Below are 23,356 nucleotides of genomic sequence, written 5' to 3'. Positions count from 1 at the left end.
CGGCCAGAGGCCGCTCCCACAAAAGCTCGCCCGAACCGCCATCGGAGCCGGGGTCTGGTGGGAGCGGGCTTGCCCGCGATGCAGCCTCGAACGAAGCCCGCGGCATGCTCAGGCCGCATCGCGGCCAGAGGCCGCTCCCACCGGTGCTCGCTCAGGCCGCCATAGGAGGCAGGGGTGAGGGCGAGCTCCCGTGCGTCAGTTGCTCGCGGTCGGCTCGCCTGCCGGCGCGTTCTCGAGCTTCTCGTCGTCGCCGGTCTGGATCTGGCCGGACCAACCGCCGCCCAGTGCCTGGTAGGTGTCGACCAGGGCGGTCACACGGTTCAGGCGGGTGGTGATGAGCTGGCGCTCGGCCGACAGCAGTTCGCGTTCCGCGTCGAGCAGTGTAAGACGTGACGCGCGCCCCGCTTCGTACGACTGCGCGGCGAGATCGCGCGCCTTGCGCGTTGCGTCTGCCAGCGCCGCGGTTTCCTGCATCGCGTCGCGCGCACCGCGCGCGGCCGACAGCGCATCGAGCACATCGGCATAGGCGTTCTGTACCGTCTGCCGGTAGGTCAGCTCGGTCTGCGCGCGTGTCGCTTCGGACTGGTCCACCCGGGCGCGCGTGCTGAGCAGCCCGACCAGAGGCTGCGTGATCGTGGCGCCGAGGCTCCAGGTGCGCGCCGCGCTGTCGACCAGATTGCCCAGCGCCGAACTTTGCCCACCCAGCGCCGCAGTCAGCGATATGGTCGGGAACCACTGCGTGCGCGCCACTTCCACGCTCAGTGCAGCAGCCGACAGATCGGCTTCGGCGGCGCGGATGTCGGCGCGGCGGGTCAGCAGATCGGACGACAGCCCGGCAGGAATCTCCGGTTGTACCGCGAGCGTGGACAGCGCCTTGCCGCGGTCCGGAATCTTCTCCGCCAGTTCCTTCGGGGTACGGCCGAGCAGCACGGCGAGCGCGGTTTCCGCCTGTTCGCGCGAACTGCGTGTGCTGGCGAGCGATGCCGCCGCGCTGGCGCGCTCGGAACGTGACACTTCCAGATCGTAGCGGCTGATGGTGCCGCCAGCGAACTGCTTCTCGCGCAGCGCGAGCGAGGCTTCGCGCGTGGCCAGGGTCTGCGACAGCAAAGCCTCGTCGGCATCGAGCGCGCGCAGCGAGAAATAGGCGCGTGCCACCTGGGCACTGATGGAGGCACGCATGCCTTCCAGTGCGTAGCGGCTGGAAGCGAGTTGCTGCCGCGCGACATCGCGCTCGCCCGACAGGCGGTTGAACAGATCGATCTCGTAGGACGCGTTCAGGCCGCCATTGACCGTGTTGTACTGGCGCGATATGCCGGGTTGCGGTCGTTCGAGGCTGTACTGCGCGCGCGTGCCGGACAGCGACAGGCTGGCGTCCGGCAGGCGGTTGATGCGCGTCAGCGCCAGTGTGGCCCGTGAGGACTGCACGCGCTGCACTGCGATCAGCAGATCGTTGTTGCGCTCCAGTGCCTCGGCGATCAATCCATCGAGCACCGGGTCCTGGAAGCTTTCCCACCAGCGCTCGATGTCGGCCGGCGCCGGCTGGCTGGCCACGCTGGGCAGATCGAGCTGCGGCGTGGCCTTGGGCGTGAGGGCGCAGGCGGACAGCAGCGCAGCCGCTACGGCCACGGCGACCAGGCTGCGCCGGGCCGGACCGGACGGCCGGGCATCAATGAGCGGACGGTTCATGCGTAGTCTCCAGTTTCGGGGGCACCAGCTCTTCCGGCGGCGTGCGCAGGCTGCGGTCAATGATCAGTTTGTAGAACAGCGGCACGAAGAACACCGCGAGGAAGGTGGCTGCCAGCATGCCGCCCATGACACCGGTGCCGACCGAAATCCGCGCGCCGGCGCCGGCACCGCTGGAGAAGGCCAGCGGCACCACGCCCAGGATGAAGGCGAGCGAGGTCATGATGATGGGGCGCAGGCGCAGGCGGGCTGCCTCGATCGCCGCGGCGGCGACCGGATAGCCTTCCTGGTGCTTGAGCACCGCATATTCGACGATCAGGATGGCGTTCTTCGCCGACAGCCCGAGCAGCGTCACCAGACCGATCTGGAAGTACACGTCATTGGTCATGCCGCGCAGCCATACCGCGACCAGCGATCCGAAGATACCGAAGGGCATGGCCAGCAGCACCGACAGCGGCAGCGACCACTTTTCGTACTGCGCCGCCAGGATGAGGAACACCATCACCACCGCCATCAGCAGCGCGGTGACCGCGGCGCTGGACACGCGCTTTTCCTGGAAGGCGGCGCCGGTCCATTCGAAGCTGGTGTCACCCGGCAGATTCCGGGTCAGCCGCTCGACCTCGGCGATGGCCTGACCGGACGAATAGCCCGGCGCGGCCTGCCCCATCAGCTTCACCGCTGGCAGGTTGTTGTAGCGGTCCACCGTATCCGGGCCCGAGCTGTAGTTCACCTTGGCGAAGGCGGACACCGGCACCATGTCGCCGGCCGCGTTCTTCACGTACAGCCGGCCGATGTCCTCCGGCGTGCGCCGGTACTGGCTTTCCGCCGACATGAGCACCTGCCATACGCGACCGAACTTGTTGAAGTCGTTCACGTAATAGGTGCCCAGCGTGCCGGACAGCGTGGTGAAGGCATCGTCCAGCGATATGCCGAGCGACTTGGCGCGCTCGCGGTCCACGTCGACATAGAGCTGCGGCGCATTCGGTCGCCACAAGGTCTGCAGACCGCCGGCCAGAACCTGGCTCTGGTGCGAGGCGCCGATCAGCGCGCCCATGTTCTGCGCCAGTTGCGCGGTACCGCCATCGCCGCGGTTCTGCAGGTAGAACTCGAAGCCGCCGGTATTGCCCAGGCCGAAGATGGCCGGCGGGTTGAACGCCAGCACCAGCGCCTCCTTGATGCCGGCGGTCTTGCCGAACAGCTCGCCCACGAGCTGCTGCGTGGTCATCTGCCGTTCGTCCCAGTGCTTCTGGCTCACGAAGATGGTGGCCGCGCTGTTCTTGAAACCGCCGCCGATGAAGTCCATGCCGGAAAAGGCCATCACGTGCTCGTTAGCCGGGTTGGACTGGATGGCCGCGATCACTTCCTTCACCACGGCGTCGGTACGTTCCAGCGTTGCGCCATCGGGCAGGAACACCGCCGCGATGTAATAGCCCTGGTCCTCGTCCGGCACCAGCGAGCCCGGCGTCTTGGACCACAGGCCGGCGGTCACCACCACCATGCCGATGAACAGCAGCACGCCGACCGCGGAGCGACGGATCATCCAGGTCACGGCGCCGGTGTAGCGATGGGTGACGCGCGCGAACCAGTCGTTGAACCACACGAAGATGCGTGCCGTGCTCTTGTGCTCGTGACGCAGCATCGCCACGCACAGCGCCGGTGTCATGGTGAGCGCCACCAGGCCGGACAGCACCACGGCGATCGAGATGGTGACCGCAAACTGGCGGTACAGCTCGCCGGTCAGGCCACCGAGGAAGGCGATGGGCACGAATACCGCGGTGAGCACCAGCACGATGGCGATGACCGGACCGGTTACCTCGTGCATGGCCTTGAGCGCAGCCTCGCGCGCGCCGAGCTTCTGCTCGTGCATGATGCGCTCGACGTTCTCCAGCACCACGATGGCGTCATCGACCACGATGCCGATGGCCAGCACCATGCCGAACAGCGTGAGCGTATTGATGGAGTAACCCAGCATGTACAGGCCGGCGAAGGTGCCGAGCAGCGACACCGGCACCGCCAGCACCGGAATGAGCGTGGCGCGCACGTTCTGCAGGAAGATGAACACCACGACGAACACCAGCAGCATGGCTTCGCCCAGCGTCTTCACCACCTCGTGTATCGACACCTCCACGAAGCGCGTCGTGTCGTAAGGAATGGAATACACCATGTCGGCCGGGAAGCGCGTTGCCATGTCGGCCACCGACGCCTTCACCTGGTCGGCCACGTCCAGCGCATTGGCGCCCGGCTGCAGGAACACGCCCATCAGCACCGCCGGCTTGCCGTTGTAGGTGCCGTTGAAGTCGTTGTCCTTGGAACCGAGTTCGACCCGTGCGACGTCTCGCAGCCGCAATTTGCTGCCGTCGGAATTGGACCGGATGATGATGTTCTCGAATTCCTCGACTGTGTTCAGCCGGCCCTTGGCGGTGATGGTATAGACCATTTCCTGGCCGCCGCCATTGGGCGGCTGGCCGATCTTGCCGGGTGCGAACTGGGCGTTCTGTTCCTGCAGCGCAGCGGCAACTTCCGGCACGGTGACGCCGAGCTGGGTCATGCGGTCGGGCCGCACCCAGATGCGCATCGCGTAGTCCTTGGCACCGAATATCTGCACATTGGTGGTGCCGGGAATCTTCTTGATGTTGTCCAGCACGTTCAGCGTCACGTAGTTCGACGTGTACAACTGGTCATACGTACCGTTGGGCGAGTAGAAAGCCATGACGGTGAGGAAGGCGGACGAGCCCTTCTCCACCACCACACCCTGCCGGCGCACCTCTTCCGGCAGCCGCGCGTCGGCCTGCTTGACGCGGTTGTTCACGTTCACCGCCGCCTTGTCCGGATCGGTGCCGATCTCGAAGGTGACATAGATCTCGACCACGCCATTCGAGGTGGAGGTCGAACGCATGTACATCATGCCCTCGACGCCGGTGATGACGCTTTCCAGCGGCGCGGCGACGGTCTGTGCGATGGTTTCCGCGGACGCGCCCGGATAGGTGGCGCGCACCATCACTTCGGGCGGCGCGATTTCCGGATACTGCGCGATCGGCAATGTGCGCATGGCGGCCAGGCCGGCCAGCGCGATCATGATGGATATGACGAAGGCGAAGATCGGCCTGTCTATGAAGAAACGCGAGAACATGGGGCGTCTCCTCAGTGGCCGGCCGGCGCGGCGGGAGCGGGCTGCGGAGCGGCCTTTCCGTCATCGATCACGACCGGAGAACCGGGCACGAAGATGCGCGCCATGCCATCGACGATGACCCGTTCGCCGGCCTTGAGACCGTCGCGTATCACCCAGGCATTGCCCAGCTCACCGTCCAGCTTCGCCCATTCGCCCAGCTTGACCGGACGCGGCTGTGCCAGCGTCTTGCCGTCCGCCTCGCCGATCACATAGACGAACTTGCCTTGCGGGCTGTCGAGCACGGCGCGCTGCGGCACCACGATGGCCCCGGCGCGCGTGGCGCCGGTCAGCTGCACGCGCACGAACTGGCCGGGCGACAGCAAGCCGTCCTTGTTGTCGAAGGTGGCGCGTACCGCGAAGGCGCCGGTGCTGGTGTCCGCCTTGTAGTCGTGGAAGCCCAGCTTGCCGGTGCGCGGGATGTCCGCGCCATCGGAACCCTTCAGCCGCACGGTGAAACCCTGGGGATCGAGCTTGAGCGCGCCGCTGGCCATTTCGTCGCGCGTGCGCAGATACTCGACCTCGCCGACGCCGAAATTCACATAGGCGGGATCGGTCTGCGCCAGCGTGGTGAGCAGGCTGTCGCCGCCCGCCACCGCAAGCGCACCTTCCACCTTCTCTGCCCGGCCGGCCACGCCGCCGAGCGGGGCGCGCACATCGGTGTAGCCGAGATTGATGCGTGCCGTCTGCAACTGCGCCTCGGCCGCCTTCACCGCGGCACGCGCCAGATCGCGCGTCGATTCGGCGTCGTCGGCATCCTTGCGGCTGGCCGCTTCAGCATCGGCCAGCGGCTTGATGCGCGCATATTCGCGCTCGGCCTGCTTCAATTGCGCACGCGACTGTTCGAGCTGCGCTTCGGCGGCAGCCACCGCGGCCTGGTAGGGCGCAGGGTCGATGCGGAACATGATCTGCCCCGCCTTGATGCGCTCGCCTTCTTCGTACAGCCGCTTCTCGACGATGCCGGTGATGCGCGCACGGACCTCGATTTCGCGCGAACCGGCCACCTGGCCGACATAGTCGAACTGCACCGGCACGTCCTGTGGCGCCACCGCAACCACCTTCACGGCGGCCGGAGGCATGCCACCATTGGCATGTCCCGCCTCCTGCTTGTCGCCGCACGCTGCCAGCGCCAGTGCAAGAACCGTGGCGGACAACAGGCCTGCACGCCGAATCAGATCCGTCCTCGTCGTCATTTTCAATCCCGGAATCAAGGCGCGACGGTGTCGCGCAATTATTGAGTGCATCGAGCAGAATGGAGTACGCGTACGTCCAGTGCCGCCAATGCATGCCACATTCTGCTGGATGCCCCACCGGCATCGGCACGAATGCCGGGCAGGTTGAGCGTGGCGCGATTATAAACATACATTCGTGTATGTTTAAAAGGTCGATGCAAGATTTTTTGCAATTGCACACGGCGGCACGACGAAACCGGGTCGCGGTAAACGACGGAAGGCGGCATCCGCCGCCTTCCGTCTGTACGCACTCTGCGTGGAACGAGGGTCTGTTATTGATGCAGTGCGTGCGCCGGGACCGAGATGGCGCCGGCAGTCCGGCGTGCCAGGCGGCAACGCCCGCCGCACCCGCCGTTGCGGCGCGCGCGCTCGCCCGGGCGCACGGCGTGCCGGCGACGCGGTACGCCGGCCGGGGTCTGGCGTGTCCCCGCCTGCGGGGCCGGCGCCAGCGGCTTCTGCCACAAGGACTTCACATCCACCGCCGGGATCGCCTCGCGCCGGTCCATGTCCACCCAGGTGACCGAGCGCTTCTGCTGGCCGCTTGCGTCCTTCACCCAGCTCCCGACCACCCCGATGCGCGAGCTATGGTCCAGATCGGCACCCAGCACCTTCTTCAGGTAGCCGCGTGTGCGATTGAGCTGTTCCAGCGTGGGCTGGTAATGGCCGCTCATATTGTCGATATGGACGATGTAGCCGTCCTTGACGACGAGCTGGCCGGCCAGTGCCACCGGCTGACCGGCCGCCAGGCTGGAATGATGGATTTCGCCCGCGCTCGGCGCGGCATGCACGAACATGCGGCCCTGCGCATCGACCACGAAGATGGGTGCGCTCGTGCCATCGCCGAGATTGATCGGCGTACGGCTCGCATCGGCCGCGTAGTACAGCTTGCCGCTATCGCGGTCGACCGCGACCTCCATCGCGCGTCGCTGGTCCTCGTCGAAATAGCTCACCTTGTAGCCGACCAGTATCTGCTTCTGTGCCTGCCCCTGATCCTCGCCGTGGAACACCTCCGGCAGGTCACGCACGATCAGTCCGTTGGACTGTTCGCGCGTCGGGGCAAACACCGGCTCGACCGCGTTCGAGGCCTGCTGCCGCTCGCGGAACGCCGCATCCGCCGCCGCGGCATCCGCCTTCGCCACCGAATACAGCTCGTCGTTCGTCGCGTACGCCGATGTCGCGGCGGCGGTCTTGCCGTCATACGGCGTCAGCAGCGCGTAGCCGGGACGCTCGGCGTCGTCCAGCAGTGCGCTGCGTCCGCGTGGCGTCACAGTGCCTGCGGTGTCCCCGTCAGCCTCTCCGGACGACGACGGCGCGCGCGGACGTTCAAAGGTGTCGGCCGAACCGACCGACGCGGATCGCGAGCCCGGGCGCGACGGGGCCGCCGCCTCGTATGCACCGTCCGCCGGCGAATAGCCCGACGTCGCATAGGCAAGGCGCGCCGCGTCCGCCCTATCGTCGTCGGCCGCCGAAGAAGACAGACGCGGACGCGGGACATCGGCTTCGCCCACCGACGGCGAACGCGAACCGGGACGAGCGCTCATCACCGCGTCATACGACGGCACGGTGTCATAGCCGCTCGCGGTCGCGTAGCCATCGACGGTGGAATAGCCTGCAGCGGCGGCGCTGGTGCTGCCGGTACGCGGCCGTACCGCGACATCCTGGTCACCGCCCGCGGGCAGTCGCACCGCGATCGGACGCTCGCCGCCGTCCTCACCCGGGCGCGCCGGCGGCATGGGGTCCTTGGCATCACCGGCGCGCGGCCGCGGCGCCGCCGAACCATCGGCCAGCGCTTCGCTGTTGCTGCGCGGGCGCGGCGAATCCATGCCATCCGCCGCGCGCGGACGCGCTGGCGTCGGCGCCTCGGTCTGCGCGCGCGGGCGGCCAGCGGGCGCCGCGCTGTCGGGAATATCCGGCTGGCGCGGCGTGCTGCCTTCGCTGACCGCATTGGCGCGCGGCCTGACCTGCGGCGCATCGGCTGCCGGCAGGCGCAGCGGTTCCGGCGCCGCCAGCGGTTCCGGATCCTTTCGGCGCACGCCACCCGGCGGCAGGTCGTCGCTCGCGCGGCGCGGCAGCGGCACTCCGGAGGTGTCCGGCGCATCGTCGCGCCCGAGCACCGGCGACTTGTTGGCCGGATTGTTGTCCGGGTCGCGGAAGATGTTGGAGCCCTTGACCAGGGTGCCGGCCACCTGGCCGCCGGTGGCCTGGTCCGAGCCCAGCGCACTGGCCACCGTGCCGCGCACATCGATGCTGACCGACGGCGCAGTGCGCGTGTAGGTCGTGACCTCGCTGCGCGCGACCTCGCCCTGGATGTTCATGCCATCGCTGCCGGGGGCAGCGCTGACGAATTCCGCGCCCCGGCGCACGGTCAGTCCACCCAGCCCGACCGCACCGCCATCGATGCCACTGCGCTCGGCGAGCGTGACGCTGTCAGTGCCGGACGATTCCGCCTTGATCATCACGCCGCTCTGGCCGACGTGATTCAGCGTGTCGGTGATCTGGCCCTGACGCTGGTCGAAGCGGTCGGCCGCCTTCATCGGTCCGTCGCCATCGCCCTTCTTGCCGACGTCGACCGAGGACAGCCCGGCATAGACGTCCACGCGGGTGGCGCTTTCCTTCACGCGGTCGGTGCGCGTCTGCACCGTGAGCTTGCCGCCGATCTCGCCGCTCACGCCGCCACCGGCGCGGATGTTGGCGCCGGCCAGCGTAGCATCGCCGGCAACATTCAGTTCGGTAGCACCCGTGGTCTGGATCAGCGCATTCTGGTGGGTGAGATTGTCCTTGTCGCGCAGATCGACATCGGCCTTCGCGCTGAAACCGAAGGACTTGCTGCCATCGTCCACCGCCGCCGCATTGCCGGCACCGCCGCCCGCTCCGGTGCCGCTGCCGGCATTGCGTCCGGCGGATACCGACAGGCCACCGGCCACATTCCTGGTGTCGACCTTTTCGGTACTTTGCGCCGACTCCATCAGCAGATTGCCACCGACATTCACGCTCGCATTGCGCGCCCGGGCCTGGGTGCCTTCCAGCCACGTGTCGCCGGCGCTGCGGACGGTGAGCGTGCCGCCGGATTCGATGCTGCCACCGCGCCGGGTGTCGCTGCTTTCGTTCTCGCGCACCCGCTCGAAATCCACCGACGCGCTGCCACCGCCCTCCTTCGCCAGATTCATGGTCTTGCCGACGTTCACACCGGCCTGCACGCCGGCACCATCGGCGGTCGCGGTACGCGAGGTTTCGCTGCTCAGCGCCTGATAGTCGATCTTGCCGCCCGAATCCAGCGTCACATTGCCGCCCGCCCTCACCGCCGTGCCCTGCAGGCGCATGTCGCCAGCCGATGCAAGCGTCGTGGCGCCGCCGGACTGCAGGGTGACCGCCCGTCCGGTACGACTCGTTTCATTGCTTTCACCGGTGCGCGCGTTGGCCGCCACGCTGCCACCCGCGCAGGTGAGATCGGCGCAGGCGCTCACCGACACCGTGGCGCCCCCTGATCTGCCGGACGACGATGCGGACGCGGTATCGTTGGCCTGATCCAGCTTGAGCGCGCCACCGGCCACCAGCGACACGTCGCCGCCGGCTTTCACGCCGGAACCTTCGAGCCGCAGATCCTTGTCGGTGCGGATGATCACCTTGCGTCCGGCGTCGAAGCCCCCCACCACCGCCTGCGACGAAGCACTGCCCTGCTTCTCGTTGCTGCCCGACGCGGTCAGCGTGGCGCTGGCTTCGGAGGCTGCATTCACCGCCACCGTGAGCGAGGAATTCGCGCTCGACGTGTCACTGTCGGCGCGCCGCGTATTGGCCGCCGCACGGTTCTCGTAGGACCGGGCACCGATGTCGATATCGCCGCCGGCACGGTAGCGCGTGCCCTCTTCGACGATGTCCTTGTTCGCCGTCACGGTCACGTTGCCGCCGGCGCGGATCTGCGTCACCACCGCCGTGCTGCTGTCTTCGCCGGCCGAAAAGCTGGCGCCGGACCCACCGATCACCACCTGCGACTGCGGCGAAGAAATGTTCACCTGTTTCGCTTCGCCGCTGGCGATGCCCGCCACCGTGCCGCCGAGACCGGAGGTGACGCCGGCCGATATGCCGGCCTCGTAGGTGCGGCCCGACTCCCGATAGCTCGTTTCGTTGCGCGCGGCGCGATCCTCGATGCGATCGGCTTCGATGTCGATATTGCCCGCTGCGTCGAGTTGCGCGCCCTCGCGTCTCAGGGTGCCGCCCGCGCGCACCGAAATGCCGCCTTCGGAACGGATGCTGCTGGTATTGGCGCTGCGACTGCCGCTTTCGGTTTCCAGCGTGCCGCCCTGGGTCTTGAGGCCACCCATCACGCCTTCCGTGCTCGCATCGGCGGAAATGCCGAAGCGGTGCTGCTCGGCGCTGCTGCGGCTTGCGCTGCGGTCGTAGCTGGCGACGATATTGACGTCCTTCGCCGCATCGATCAGCGCGCCGTCTTCGCCAGCCATGATGTCGGAACCCTGCAGCGTGACCGAGCCCTTGTCGGCGACCACCGCCACGCCCCTGCCGCCGACCCGGCTGCCGGCGTTGCTCACGCTGGTCGAGTCATGACTGCTGCGGCTCATTTCGTAGCCGGTGAAGCCGGATGCCGAAAACGGCGTGCCCTTGCTGGCGTCCGAGGTGCTGTTGGCGCGTCCTTCCGCGAAGAAGCCCTCCCTTTCCTCGCTGCCCGATGCGGTGCTGGTGAGTTCGATCGACCGTATGGTCACATCGCCTTCGCGCGCGCGCAGCAATGCGAGCCCCTCGCCACCGTCGACATCCGAGCCCGCGACGTCGACATCGCGCCGGGCGTCCACCAGCACGCCCTGACCGCCCGTCACCCGCGCGCCGCTCGCCGACTGCACGGTTTGCGTCACGCTGGACGACTCGCGGCTCAGGCCGCCGCTGCGCGAGGTGCCGTACTCGTTCCGGGTTTCCAGCACCAGCGCGGTCACATTGACGTCGCGACCGGCGATCAGCGCGGCGCGGCCGTCGGCCACCACATCGGCCCCGGTGATGTTGATGTCCTGGTTGGCGTCGAGCAGCAGATTGCCGCTCGCCACGATGCCGCCGCGCGGGCCGGCCACCGTGTAGTAGTTGCGGTCGTCGCCGACACGCCGCGTTTCGGTGATGTTGTTGATGCTGCCGGCCACCGATCGCAGCGACACATTGCCGCCGCCGATCAGGCCGCCGATATTGTCCAGGTCACCGCGCGACACGATCTGCAGTCGCGAGTTGGCATTGATGTCGCCGCCACGGTTGGTGAAGCTGTCCGCCTGGATCATTGCGCGCTCGGCCAGCACCTGGCTGTTGCTGCCGGCGGCACGCGTGGCATCGGTGAGGTAGACCACCGGCACCAGCACGGTCTTGCCGGCCACCTCGGTGCTCACCATCCACACGATGTCCTGCTTCAGCGCCGCCACTTGTCCGGCGCTCAGCGCAGTGCCCAGATTGAGCTGCAGGCGCGCGGCCTCCGCCACCGCGTTATCCATCAGGATGGACTGCTGCTGGTAGTCGCTGTATGCGGTGCGCAGCAGCGCGGCGCCGGTCTGCGCCTGCACCTGTTCGCGAATGAGCCGCGCCTCGTAGGCGGCATCGCCGAAGCGCAGCAGGTAGTTCTCGGGTTGCAGCCCGAGTCGTCGCATCAGGTAATCCGAACCGAGGTAGGGATTGTCGAAGGATATGAGCAGCGGATTGGTTTCCACCAGATAGCCGGCGGATGGATCGCGGGCAGTGACGAATCGTCCGTTGCTGCCGCCGGGCAGTGTGAGCGAGGTGGCCGAAGGGCCGGTCGCGGCGACCTGCTGCCGCTGTGCCGGCTCGATGCCGCGCGCGCCGACCACGCCTTCGATCACCGGCGACTCGGTGGACACGCCGCTGCCGGTGCCGGTATTGGTGAAGTTGCCGACCGTGGCCTTGATTTCGAACGCCTTCACGGTGCCGCTGACACCGGAGGCATGGCTCACATCGCTCAGCGTGAAATCGCGCCACACGGTGTCGCTGTAGCCGGTGAGATAGGACGACTTGCCGAGCCAGTTCAGCTTGTCGCAGACGCTGCCGACCAGGCCGTCGGTCGCACAGCCGTACTTGCGGATCACCTCCTGCCGGTACTCGTGGCTGGCCAGCAGCAGCGAGGTGTTGGCGAAGCTGCTGACATGGCTGGCGGTCAGTCCTTCGATCTGCATCGTGTTCGTCGTGCTGAGCAGACCGCCCTCATTGCGACCGGCATCGGTCCTGATGACGAGATTGCCGCCTTCGATCGCAACCGTGGGCGTGGCGGCGGCCACCGCGGCCGGATCCGAAAACACCTCCTGGTAGCGCTGGACCACATACCAGTCCTGCCTCACCTCGCCGAGGTCCTGCACGAAATAGGCCTTCTGGCCGGCGTAATAGTTTTCCTTGCCGCCGGCATAGATCGGGAAGAAACCTGAATCCTGATTGGAGGCATCGCCGCGCAGATCGATGTTCCAGCCTATCTGGTCGTCGCGGTCCCAGGTCGGGCTGGCGCTCAGCGGATCGCCGGTTTCGCGCGGACGCGGATAGAACACGGTGGCCGGGTCGACATAGGCGTTGCCGGTGAAGCGGCAGTTGGCGAGCCGGTCCGGGCAGATGAACCAGCGCTGTCCGTAGCTGGTGTCGAACACGAAGTGCGTGGCCGGCCGGCTTGCAAAGGCGTTGATGAAGCTGCCGACCTGGATCAGCACATCCTGGTCCACCGCTTCCACGCGACCGTGGTTCGCGAACGAGCGGGTCGCAGCCTCCGCGTCGGTACCGCCGATCACCGAACGGTTGTCATCCCTGCCCCTGCGCGCACCGCCCATCAGCAGCGTGGCACCGCTGTCATTGACGATGTGCACATTGCGGCCACCGCCCAGCATCATGTTGCCCGAGCTGTAGATCAGTCCTTCGTTGCGCAGGCTGGCGTCGTCGCCCACCGCGATGCTCAGTCGATCGGACGCGGCGACCAGACCGCTGGCCGTGTTGGTGAAACTGCCCTGGATGCGCAGGTCGAGATGGGAGTCCGCCCCATCCACCCAGGTTTCGGCATTGCCGACACGGCCCGCATTGACGAAATCGCCATACACGGTGAGTCGTGTGGTCGCGCTGCCCATGAACACACCGGTGAACTCGGCGCAGTCGGCGCTGAATATGCCGGAGGAACACAGCTGGTTCAGCGTGATGTCCGACCGCCCGGCCCCCCCGCGGAAGATGGCGCCGGTCTGGATGTCCAGACGTGCGAGTTCGAGCTGGAAGGCGTCAGCGGCCCATACCGCGCCGGATTCGAGATAAACCTCGAGCATGCTGCCCGACCCGCCATCGTCGCGCTCTGCCCGCAGCGTGCCGCCGACATCGAGCCGCGATCCGCTCACGAAGCGCAGCGCGCTGCGATCACGGCCTGCGCCTCGTTGCACCAGCGTGAGGTCACCGCCGGTGGCGACCGCGCCGGTGAATGTTTCGTCCTCGCCGAGCAGGGTGAAGCGCAGCACCGCATCGCCGCCTGCGCCCAGCGCATAGTCCTGGATGCCATCGGTTGCGGCGTGCGTCCGCAGCGACAGCAGACGGCCGGCGCTCGCCTCCAGCGCGCCATTCGCCACCGCGCGCGCGTGACGCGTGACGGTGAAGTCGCGGCCGGCATCCAGCGTCAGCGAGCCACCGGAGGACAGCAGCACCGCATCGCTGTCGGCGCCTTCACCGCCCAGCACGAGATCGCGCGCCGCGTGCAGCGACAGCGCACTGCCTGCGTCATAACGCTGGCCGGCAGCGATCACCAGATCCTGACCGGACGCGACGCTCAGCGTGCGCCCCGCCACGCGCTGCCCCGGGCCGCTGTCGACCAGACTGCCGCGTCCGGCCAGCGATGCATCGCGACCGGCGTAGACGGTGCCCGCGTCGAGCCGCAGCAGCTCGGCCGCCAGCACGACATCATTCACGCCATAGACCAGCGCCTCGTCGCCCAGCATGAGCGTGTCACGCGCGTCGGCATCGACGCGCGTGCCCACGGTCTGTCCGGCGAGCGCGATGCTGCGCGCACGCAGGCGGGCGGTGGCGGATGCCGACCATTGCGCGCCCTGTTGCTGCAGCACATCCGCGGCCAGCGCCAGATCGCGGCCGGATGCCAGCCAGGAGGTCTGCCGACCGTCCAGCACACCGCTCGCCGTGGCACGGATGTCACGGCCAGCCTCGACGCCGCCGGCCAGCGTGGCGGAGGCGGCGTCCAGCATCACATCGCGACCTGCGGCGATGCCGGCTTCATCCGCTTCGGCCAGCGTGATCGCCTCCCGCGCATCCAGCGTCACATCGTTCACCGCGCGCAGTCGGGCCGCATCCACATCGATGGCGCGAGCGGACACCGACAGCACGCCGTCGGCGCCGCGGCTGGTGAGCACCCCGCCGGCAAGCGCCACGACATCCGCCGCCTGCAGCCGGAGGCCGCCGCCCGCGTCCCAGCGCGCGGCGGTGATGTCGGCGCGGCCGGCCACCTCGATGTCGATATCGCCGGCGCTGTATCGCTCCGCGCTCGCGGCACCGCGGTCGTCCAGCGCGGCGCCGGACAGCTTGAGCGCGGCCTCGCCGCCGATCAGGCCATCGCCCAGATCGAGCGTACCCTGACTGGACAGGGAGAGCGCTCCACCGGCGAACACGAAGGACTCGTTGCCGGTCGCACCCGTGCGGCCGGTATCGAGGGCGCCGCGCGACTGCGCCACGATGTCCCGGGCCGCGCTGACACGACCGGCCAGCGACAGACGCCCCGCGGCGTCGATCACCACGTCATCCACGGTGGCGGCCATGTCGCCGCGCACCCGCACGCCCACACCGTCCTCGGTGGACATCAGGCGAATGCGGTTGGCGTACATGCCGCCGAGCGCGGAAACGTCGATGGACACGGTGGGCGCGCCCGCGCCATCACTCGATACCGTCGTTGCGCGCCCGGCATAGGTCTGGTCGAAACGGCCCGTGGTGACCGCCAGCGCCTGCGCCCACACCGGACCATCGACGCGCAGCGTGCGGGTAAGCAGGTCGAACCAGGCGGACTCGCTGGCATCCGCGCCGTTGGCGCCGACCAGGATGTCGCCCTGGCGGATCTGGAAGCCGCCCAGCCGGCCATCCTGTTCGAACGTGGGCAGACCGGTGGTGAGCGTGACGCGCGGCGTGTTGATGAAGCCGCAGCCATCGCAGGTGATGCCATAGGGGTTGGCGATCACCAGTTCGGCACGCTGGCCGTGGATTTCGATATAGCCATCGAGTTGCGAACGGTTGGCCGCCACCACCTCGTTCAGGATGATCGCCGCCGCCCGCCCCTGCAGATTGGCATTCTCGCGCACCGTGCCCGCCAGCACAGAGCGCTGCACCTCGGTCGAGTTGTTCAGCACCAGACCCTGGCGATCGACGTCGAAGTTCTGGTACCGGTTGTGCGACACACCGGCCGCATTCGGCGCCGCGATGTCCACCACCGGCACGCCATTCGGCGAAACGTCGACCTGGGTGCGACCATCGGCCGCAACCGGCGGCGCCGCCAGCAGCGGCGATCCGGGCAGGCTCAGCACGACTGTCATGACGCGGGCGAGCCAGCGGCGCGCGCGGGTGACCGGACGGTCGGTGCGGAAGGGGCGGGACGGTGCGTTCATGATCAGAAGTCCATGGCCACGCGGAACTGTGCGTAACTGTCGTGATTGCCCAGCCGCGCCGGCAGCGCGGTGGGTGCGGAAAGTGCGAGCTGCATCGCCAGCGCACCGAGATTGGCGCCGATGCCGACGGTGAAGCCGGCCAGCGTGCCGCCCGGGCCGACCTCGTCGGCGCGGATGTGACCGATGTCCCAGCCCAGGAAGGGCCGCAGGCGCGCCTCGCCCCACTGCAGCGGCAGCGCCACCTCGTTGCGCAGCCAGGCACCGGAATCCCCGGCGATGCTGTAGCGACGGAAGCCGCGCACGGAAAACGGTCCGCCGATGAAGAACTGCTCTGTGCCGTAGAGGGTGTCGGTCGAACGCTGCGCCGACAGCGTGGACGACAGCGCCAGCGTGCGACCGGCGACCGGCAGCGACACGGCGGCCGAGGCATTCAGCACGACCTTGTCGAACTGCGCGCGCGGCGCGGCGCTGTCCTGGCCGGGTGCATCCTTGAGCGCACCGAAGGCGTCGAGGCCCTGTACCCAGGCGATATCGCCGGACAGCAGCACGCCGGACAACACGGTGGATGCCGATACGCCGAGATCCAGCGTGGCGAGCTGGCGCGAGCTGGTTTCCAGCAGCGTGTCGTTCAGATAGTTGCGCGAATCCTTGAATCCCAGATTGCCGAACAGCGACACCTTGGCATCGCGGTCGCGGAACAGCACGCGGTCCACGCGCAGACCGTAGAGGGTCGACTGGCCGCTGCTGTTGAAGCTGACCACGCTGCCCCGCACCCGGCTCGCATAGTCGAATTCGCTCGCCGTCAGCGTGAAGGTCCAGTAACCGTAAGGAATGGAATACAGCAGCGACACCGACTGCGACAGCTTGTCGTCATGGTCGGCGTCGGTATTGATGCGGCCGGACAGGTTGAGGAAATCGTTCAGGCCGAGCGGGCCGTCGATGGCCAACGCAGCCGACACCAGCTCGCGCCCGGTGGATTGCGAGCCGGTATTGTCGAGCGCGGCATTGACCGACCAGCGCTTGCGCGGGCGGTTGCGGACCACGATCTGCGACGCGCCCGGCGTACCGCCCGGCTCGATGTCCATGGTGGCGCTGTTCGAGCGCAGCCGGTTGATCTGGTCCAGCCCCTGCTCGATGTCGCGCAGATTGAACAGGCGTCCGCGCAAGCCGGGAAAGGCGGTATCGAGGTTCACGCCCTCGCCGTCCAGCCGGAACTGTTCGATCAGGCCTTCGAGCACCAGCAGCCTGAGCGTGCCGGAGCCCAGATCCTGTTCCGGCAGATAGACACGCGTGGTGGTGTATCCGCGCACCAGATAGTGATTGGTGATGCCTTGCATCACCGCGTTGATCTGCGTCAGGTTGATGCAGTCGCCGACACCGGGCGCGATCAGCCGCTGGCGCTCAGCGTCGGCCAGCAGGGTGGCGCCATCGAGCTGCACCTCGCGTATCGGAAAGCAGCCGGAAGGCGCGGCCGGTGCCGGCGGCTGCGCCTGCAGATCGGCGCCCTCGCTGCGCGGCCGGCGCCGTTCCAGTTCCTCGCGCTCGCGCGCCTGCCTTTGCTGCTCTTCGAGCAGCAGCCGCTGCGACGCCTGGATCGCGCGTTCGATGTCGGCTTGCTGGGCAAAGGCGAGCGCGGGCAGACAGCTCAGCAGGAAGGCGATGCGCAGGCGCGGCATGGGCGAGATCCGGAATTCTTGTGGACCGAATCTAGCGTGGCCGGTGTCGGAAAAAATCCTACATCTGTAGCAGTGCCGGGCGCCAACCCCTCGTCACGGGACCTCTTCTGCGTCGCTTCGTGGCGCGCTTCACGCCGCCCGGGGTGGCGCGGACTCGGGCGGCTGCAGAAGGAATTCAAGCAGCGCCAGCAGGCGGTGCGCCGGTGTCGGCTTCTGCAACAGTGCGAACCCCGCGGCACGCGCGTCCCGGATGCGCGCCGGGTCGGTGTCGCCGGTGATCAGCGCAGCCGGCAGGTCGGCACCGAAACGGTCGCGCAGCGCCGCGATGGCATCGATGCCGGTATGCCCGTCGAGCAGGCGGAAGTCCGCCAGCACACAGTCCGGCCGGCACGGCAGGCTTGCCAGCGCGTCGGCCGCGCTTTCCGCGGTATGCACGACGACACCCCACGGGCGCATCAACGCTGCCAGCGCCTCACGGATGTCCGGCTCGTTGTCGATCAGCAGCACGCTGTGCCCGGCCAGGCGCATTGAGGGAGCCGCCACGCGGTGGCGCGCTGCGCTGGCCTGGGCCTGCGCCGGCGGCATACTGAGCGCAAACACCGAACCGCGCCCCGGCTGCGAGCGCACGCTGACCGGGTGATCGAGCGCACGCGCCAGGCCATCGACGATGGACAGCCCGAGGCCCAGTCCCTTGCGGCGGTCGCGTTCCGGATTACCGAGCTGGTAGAACTCCCTGAACACATCGTCCAGCCGGTCAGCCGGAATGCCCACCCCGCTGTCGCGCACCTCGACCCGCAAGCGCCCGCCGCGGCGCCGGCAAGCCACCATGACGCCGCCCTGCCCGGTGTAGCGCAGCGCATTGCCGACCAGATTGCGCAGTATCTGTTCGAACAGGGCCTGATCGGTATGCACCCAGCAGCGCGTCGGACGGAAGCGCAGCCGCAGGCCGGCCGCTTCGGCAATCGGCTGGAACTCGCGCGCCAGCCGGTCGAACGAGGCCTGCAATGCAAGCGGTGCGAGGGTCGGCGTCAGCGAACCGCTCTCGATGCGCGCGTAATCCAGCAGTTCGTCCAGCAATTTGCCCATGGCGTCGGCCGCCTCGCGCATGCGGCGGTTGATCGCGTGCATGCGATCCGCGTCGGCATCCTGCGCCTGTGCATCGATGAACAGCGACAGCGATTGCAGCGGCTGGCGCAAATCATGGCTGGCGGCGGCCAGGAAGCGGGTTTTCGCGAGGTTCGCCTGTTCCGCCTGTTCGCGCGCGGCGGTCGCCTGTTCGCGCTGCGCCGACACCTCGCGCAGCAGGTCGAGGTTTTCGAAGCGCAGCAGGATGGCGGCGCGTATCGAACGGTTGTTGAGCCAGGCGAAAATGAGACAGATGACGAGGAAGCCGGTCGCTATCAGCGCGAAGCCACGCATGAAGCCGTCAGCCGACTGCAGGCAGCGCGCGACGATGGGCAGGATGGCGGGCAGCGCGAACACCGCGTAAGCGGGGTAATGCACCGACAGCGAGGACACCGACGCCGACACCAGGCCGGCCAGCACGATGCCGGTCGACGCCATCTGCAACGGTTCGGGCGCGGAGAACATCCAGCCCATGAGGCCCCACAGACAGCCGGACGCGGCAGCACCTGTCGCGAACAGGTGTGCCCAGCGCAGGCTGTCACAGGCATCCGGTCGACGGCGCCGCGCCGCCACCAGCAGCGCGCGCAGCAGCGTGAGCAGCGCCAGCGCGGTCAGCCAGCCCAGCAGCCGCGCCTGATCGACCGAGGACCACAGCATGATGGCCAGCCCGGTCGCGGCGAAGGCGTTGCCGGCGTAGATCGACGGCGCATGCCGGTACAGCAGGTCGACCTGCTCGGCGAGCAGCCGGGCATCCGGGACGGCGGATGCCCGCATCCTCATATCAGGCCCTTGTCGCGGGCGGCGGTGACCGCAGCGGTGCGGGTATCCACGCCCAGCGTCTGCAGGATGGCCGACACATGCGAACGCACGGTGTACTCGCTGCTGCCCAGCGCCTGCGCGATCTGCTTGTTGGTCAGGCCGCCGCGCATGAGTTGCAGCACGTCCATCTGGCGCGGGGTAAGGACAACCGGAGGCTGGGCGCTCTGACCGTTGACGGACGGGGCGAGCACCACCTGGCGCAACAGAGCCTGTTCGATGGCGTCGCGCATGACGGCGAAGCTCACCGACTTGGGAATGAAGCCGCGCGCCCCCGCCGTCAGTGCGTCGTCGATCAGCGCCGGGGCATAGCTGGCCGACACCAGCAGCACCGGACTGGTCGGATAGCGCTGGCGGAACGCGCGCACGCCGCGTACGCCATTCATGCCGGGCAATGTGTGATCGAGCAGGATGAGATCGAAATCGCTGGATTCGTCCAGCGCGAGGCCGGCTTCGCAACTGTCGGCTTCGGTCACCGCCAGCGCCGGATCCAGACTTTGCAGCATGGCGCGCAGCCCTTCGCGGAACAGCGCGTGATCATCCACTATCAGGAAATGCATGGGTCGGGCACGTGTCCTTGCGTTGTCGTTCTGGCCGTGCGCGGCGACGCGTCCGGCATGGCGCGGATTGTAGCGTCGCCGCCCCTCACACTATGCGGCGCACGCCCGACAACTGCAGCAGCGAAGTCTCGCGCATGAGACGCAGAAATTCCGCGACATAGGGCCGCCCGGCCAGCCTGTCCGGCACGGCCGCGAACAGTTCGCCGGTCAGTCCCTGCTCACCGATGCGCTGGCTGGCGACATAGCCGCGATCCAGATAGCTCTTGACCGCCCACAGCGGCAGAGCTGCCAGACCGCGGCCACTCGCCACCAGTTGCAGCATGGCTACCGTCAGTTCGGTGGTGCGGCGGGCCGGCGCGATGCCGGCCGGGCGCAGCACGCGACGCACCAGATCGAGCATGTCGTCCGGCACCGGATAGGTGATCAGCGTGTGCCCGGCGAAGTCGGCGGCGGCCAGCCAGGGGCGTGCGAGCAGGGCGTGACCGAGCGGCAGCACGGCGACGATTTCGAACGCAAACAGCGGCTCGAAGCTCACGCCGTTCTCGCCCTCGGTCGCTTCCGACACGATGGCCAGGTCGGCGCGGTCCTGATGCAGCAGGCCGACCGGATCGGCGTGGAAACCCGACACGATGTCCAGCTCCACTTCCGGCCAGGCGGCGCGCAACGCATCCATGGCCGGCATGAGCCAGTCGAAGCAGGTATGGCATTCGACCGCGATGCGCAGGCTGCCGGCCGCCCCCTGCACCCGGCGCGCGACGTCGCGCTCGGCATGGGCCACCAGCGGCAACAGTGCGTCGGCCAGTTCGAGCAGGCGCTGGCCGGCGGCGGTGAAGGCGAGCGGCGAGGACTTGCGTTCGAACAGCGCGCCGCCGTAGTGATCCTCCAGCCCCTTCATCTGATGCGACAGCGCGGACTGCGTCAGATTGAGCAGTTGCGCCGCGCGCGACAGACTGCCGCTGTCGCGCAGCGCGTGCAGCGTGCGCAGATGGCGCAGTTCAAGCGGAGAGTGGGACATGAGGTCTGCCATTCATGAATTTGGTTCATGCAAATCCGGAAAAACTTTCGTTTGAATTGTGAAGCCTGAATGCCGAACATACAAGTTCAATTCATAGAGCAAGGCATTGATCATGATTCGAACTCATGTTCTCGGTTTCCCGCGCATCGGCCAGCAACGCGAACTGAAAGCGGCGCTGGAGCGCTACTGGCGCGGCGAGTCGACGCTGGAGGCGCTGGAGACCTGCGGTCGCGAACTGCGCCGCCAGCACTGGAAACTGCAGCACGACAGCGGACTGGATTTCGTCACTGTCGGCGACTTCGCCTTCTACGACCAGGTGCTGAACCACATCCTGATGTTCGGTTGCGAACCGGCGCGCTTCGCCTTCACCGCCAGCCAGCCGGATCTGGTGCGCGGCTTCGCCATGGCCCGGGGCGTCGCCGCCGGGGCGGCGGCCTGCTGCCCGCCGCATCGCGTGGACCACGGCGGAGCGGCGGGCGCCGCTGGCGGCCAGCCGGCGCTGGAAATGACCAAGTGGTTCGATACGAACTACCACTACCTGGTACCCGAGTTCGCGCGCGACACCCGCTTCCGCCTCGAATCGGCGCGGCTGCTGTCGGAAGTCGCCGAAGCTGTGGCGCTGGGCCATACTCCCAAGGTGGTGCTCATCGGTCCGCTCAGCTTCCTGTGGCTGGGCAAGTCCACCGAGGCCGGCTTCGACCGGCTGGCCCTGCTCGACGCGCTGCTGCCCGCCTACCAGGTGCTGCTGAACCGGCTGCACGAAGCCGGCGTGCGCTGGGTGCAGATGGATGAACCGGTGCTCGGGCTGGATCTGCCGGACAACTGGCGTCGCGGCTTCGAACACGCCTACCGGCAGTTCGAACATTGCGGTGTATCGATACTGCTCGCCAGCTATTTTTCGCCGCTGGAGGACAATCTCAAGCTGGCCTGCGCGCTGCCGGTGTCCGGCCTGCATATCGACGCGGTGCGCGCAGCGCATGAAGTGGCCGAAGTGCTGGACCGGCTGCCGCCGCACCGCACCCTGTCGCTCGGCATCATCGATGGCCGCAACATCTGGCGCGCCGACCTCGACCGCGCGCTGGCGCTGCTGCGGCCTGCGCTCCAGCAGCGCCAGGATCTGTGGGTGTCGGCGTCGTGCTCGCTGCTGCATGTGCCGATGTCGCTGTCCGCCGACGCTGCACTCGATGCCGAACTCGCATCCTGGCTGGCCGGCGCACGCGAAAAGCTGACTGAGCTGCACATCCTGAAATGCGCGCTGTCCGAAGGCGACGATGCGGTGCGCTTCGAACTGGACGAGGCGCGCCAGGCGCTGGCGGCGAGAGCGGCCAGCCCGCGCGTGCGCAACCGCGAAGTGGCGGCGCGCATCGAAGCGCTGCCGGCCGACGCCGACGAACGCCGTTCGGCCTTCTTCCACCGTCAGATCCGGCAGCGCGCACGGCTGAATCTGCCCGCTTTCCCGACCACCACCATCGGATCCTTCCCGCAGACGCGCGAAATCCGCGCCGCGCGCGCCGCATACAAGCGCGGCGAGCTCGATGCCGAAGCCTATCGCGCGCGGATGCGCAGCGAGATCGAGCAGGTGGTGCGCGTGCAGGAGCGGCTGGGGCTGGACGTGCTGGTGCACGGCGAAGCGGAACGCAACGACATGGTGGAGTATTTCGGCGAACAGCTTTCGGGGTTCGCATTCACCGCCAACGGCTGGGTGCAGTCCTACGGTTCGCGCTGCGTCAAGCCGCCGGTGCTGTTCGGCGACGTGTCACGGCCGGCGCCGATGACGGTGGACTGGACCCGCTACGCCCAGGGCCTGACCGACCGGCCGATGAAGGGCATGCTCACCGGTCCGGTCACCCTCCTGCAATGGTCCTTCGTGCGCGACGACCAGCCGCGCTCGACCACCGCGCTGCAGATCGCGCTGGCGATACGCGACGAGGTGGTGGATCTTGAGCGGGCCGGCATCGCCGTCATCCAGATCGATGAACCGGCCATCCGCGAAGGTCTGCCGCTGCGCCACGCCGCGTGGCACGCATACCTGCAGTGGGCCACGCGCGCCTTCCGCATCGCTGCCAGCGGCGTGCGCGACGATACGCAGATCCACACCCATATGTGCTATTCGGAATTCAACGACATCCTGCCGGACATCGCCGCCATGGACGCCGACGTGATCACGATAGAAACCAGCCGCTCCGACATGGAACTGCTGCAGGGCTTCGGCCACTTCGCCTATCCGAACGAAATCGGTCCAGGTGTCTATGACATCCATTCACCACGCGTGCCGTCGGTCGACGACATGGCGCGGCTGATGGACAAGGCGGCTGCCGTCATCCCTGCCGACCGGCTGTGGGTGAATCCGGACTGCGGCCTGAAGACGCGCGGCTGGCCGGAAGTGCATGCCGCTCTGGAAAACATGGTGGAGGCGGCCCGGCGACTGCGCGCGCGCATCCGGCCGCACGTCGCCGGGATGGCCTGAAC

General features: G+C 67.9%; 9 protein-coding genes. 1 reads left to right on the top strand and 8 read right to left on the bottom strand.

All coding sequences use genetic code 11. The features are described 5' to 3' along the window. Positions 1 to 195: 195 nt before the first annotated feature. From A3Q7_RS0101170 to A3Q7_RS0101135, 8 genes are all read right to left on the bottom strand, one after another. Positions 196 to 1,686, bottom strand: coding sequence for an efflux transporter outer membrane subunit (locus tag A3Q7_RS0101170; RefSeq protein ID WP_018410015.1), 1,491 nt, complete (start codon positions 1,684 to 1,686; stop codon positions 196 to 198). Further along, positions 1,667 to 4,813, bottom strand: coding sequence for an efflux RND transporter permease subunit (locus tag A3Q7_RS0101165; protein WP_018410014.1), 3,147 nt, complete (start codon positions 4,811 to 4,813; stop codon positions 1,667 to 1,669). Before A3Q7_RS0101165 ends, A3Q7_RS0101170 begins: the two co-directional genes overlap by 20 nt. Before the next feature lie 11 nt (positions 4,814 to 4,824). Next, positions 4,825 to 6,042, bottom strand: a complete 1,218-nt coding sequence (locus A3Q7_RS0101160) for an efflux RND transporter periplasmic adaptor subunit (protein ID WP_018410013.1) — start codon at positions 6,040 to 6,042, stop codon at positions 4,825 to 4,827. A gap of 311 nt (positions 6,043 to 6,353) precedes the next feature. Further along, positions 6,354 to 15,695 (bottom strand): hemagglutinin repeat-containing protein, encoded by a 9,342-nt coding sequence (locus tag A3Q7_RS0101155; RefSeq protein WP_020565936.1) that lies wholly within the window; start codon positions 15,693 to 15,695, stop codon positions 6,354 to 6,356. Between the two features lie 2 nt (positions 15,696 to 15,697). After that, positions 15,698 to 17,371 (bottom strand): ShlB/FhaC/HecB family hemolysin secretion/activation protein, encoded by a 1,674-nt coding sequence (locus tag A3Q7_RS0101150; protein ID WP_018410012.1) that lies wholly within the window; start codon positions 17,369 to 17,371, stop codon positions 15,698 to 15,700. Positions 17,372 to 17,500: 129 nt separating this feature from the next. Further along, positions 17,501 to 19,270 (bottom strand): ATP-binding response regulator, encoded by a 1,770-nt coding sequence (locus A3Q7_RS0101145; RefSeq protein WP_018410011.1) that lies wholly within the window; start codon positions 19,268 to 19,270, stop codon positions 17,501 to 17,503. Between the two features lie 2 nt (positions 19,271 to 19,272). Next, positions 19,273 to 19,872, bottom strand: a complete 600-nt coding sequence (locus tag A3Q7_RS0101140; RefSeq protein ID WP_018410010.1) for a response regulator transcription factor — start codon at positions 19,870 to 19,872, stop codon at positions 19,273 to 19,275. An 85-nt stretch (positions 19,873 to 19,957) separates the two neighbouring features. Further along, positions 19,958 to 20,887: a LysR family transcriptional regulator gene (locus tag A3Q7_RS0101135; protein WP_026224356.1), complete on the bottom strand. Its 930-nt coding sequence runs from the start codon at positions 20,885 to 20,887 to the stop codon at positions 19,958 to 19,960. A gap of 112 nt (positions 20,888 to 20,999) precedes the next feature. Here A3Q7_RS0101135 and metE point away from each other — a divergent pair, with 112 nt between their 5' ends. Then, positions 21,000 to 23,354, top strand: a complete 2,355-nt coding sequence (metE, locus tag A3Q7_RS0101130; RefSeq protein WP_018410008.1) for a 5-methyltetrahydropteroyltriglutamate--homocysteine S-methyltransferase — start codon at positions 21,000 to 21,002, stop codon at positions 23,352 to 23,354. Positions 23,355 to 23,356: the final 2 nt, after the last annotated feature.

Origin of the sequence: Methyloversatilis thermotolerans, from assembly GCF_000372885.1 — a bacterium.
GTDB lineage: Bacteria > Pseudomonadota > Gammaproteobacteria > Burkholderiales > Rhodocyclaceae > Methyloversatilis > Methyloversatilis thermotolerans.
Note: the sequence above shows the minus strand (reverse complement) of the source record. Positions and strands in the feature narration are given on the sequence as shown.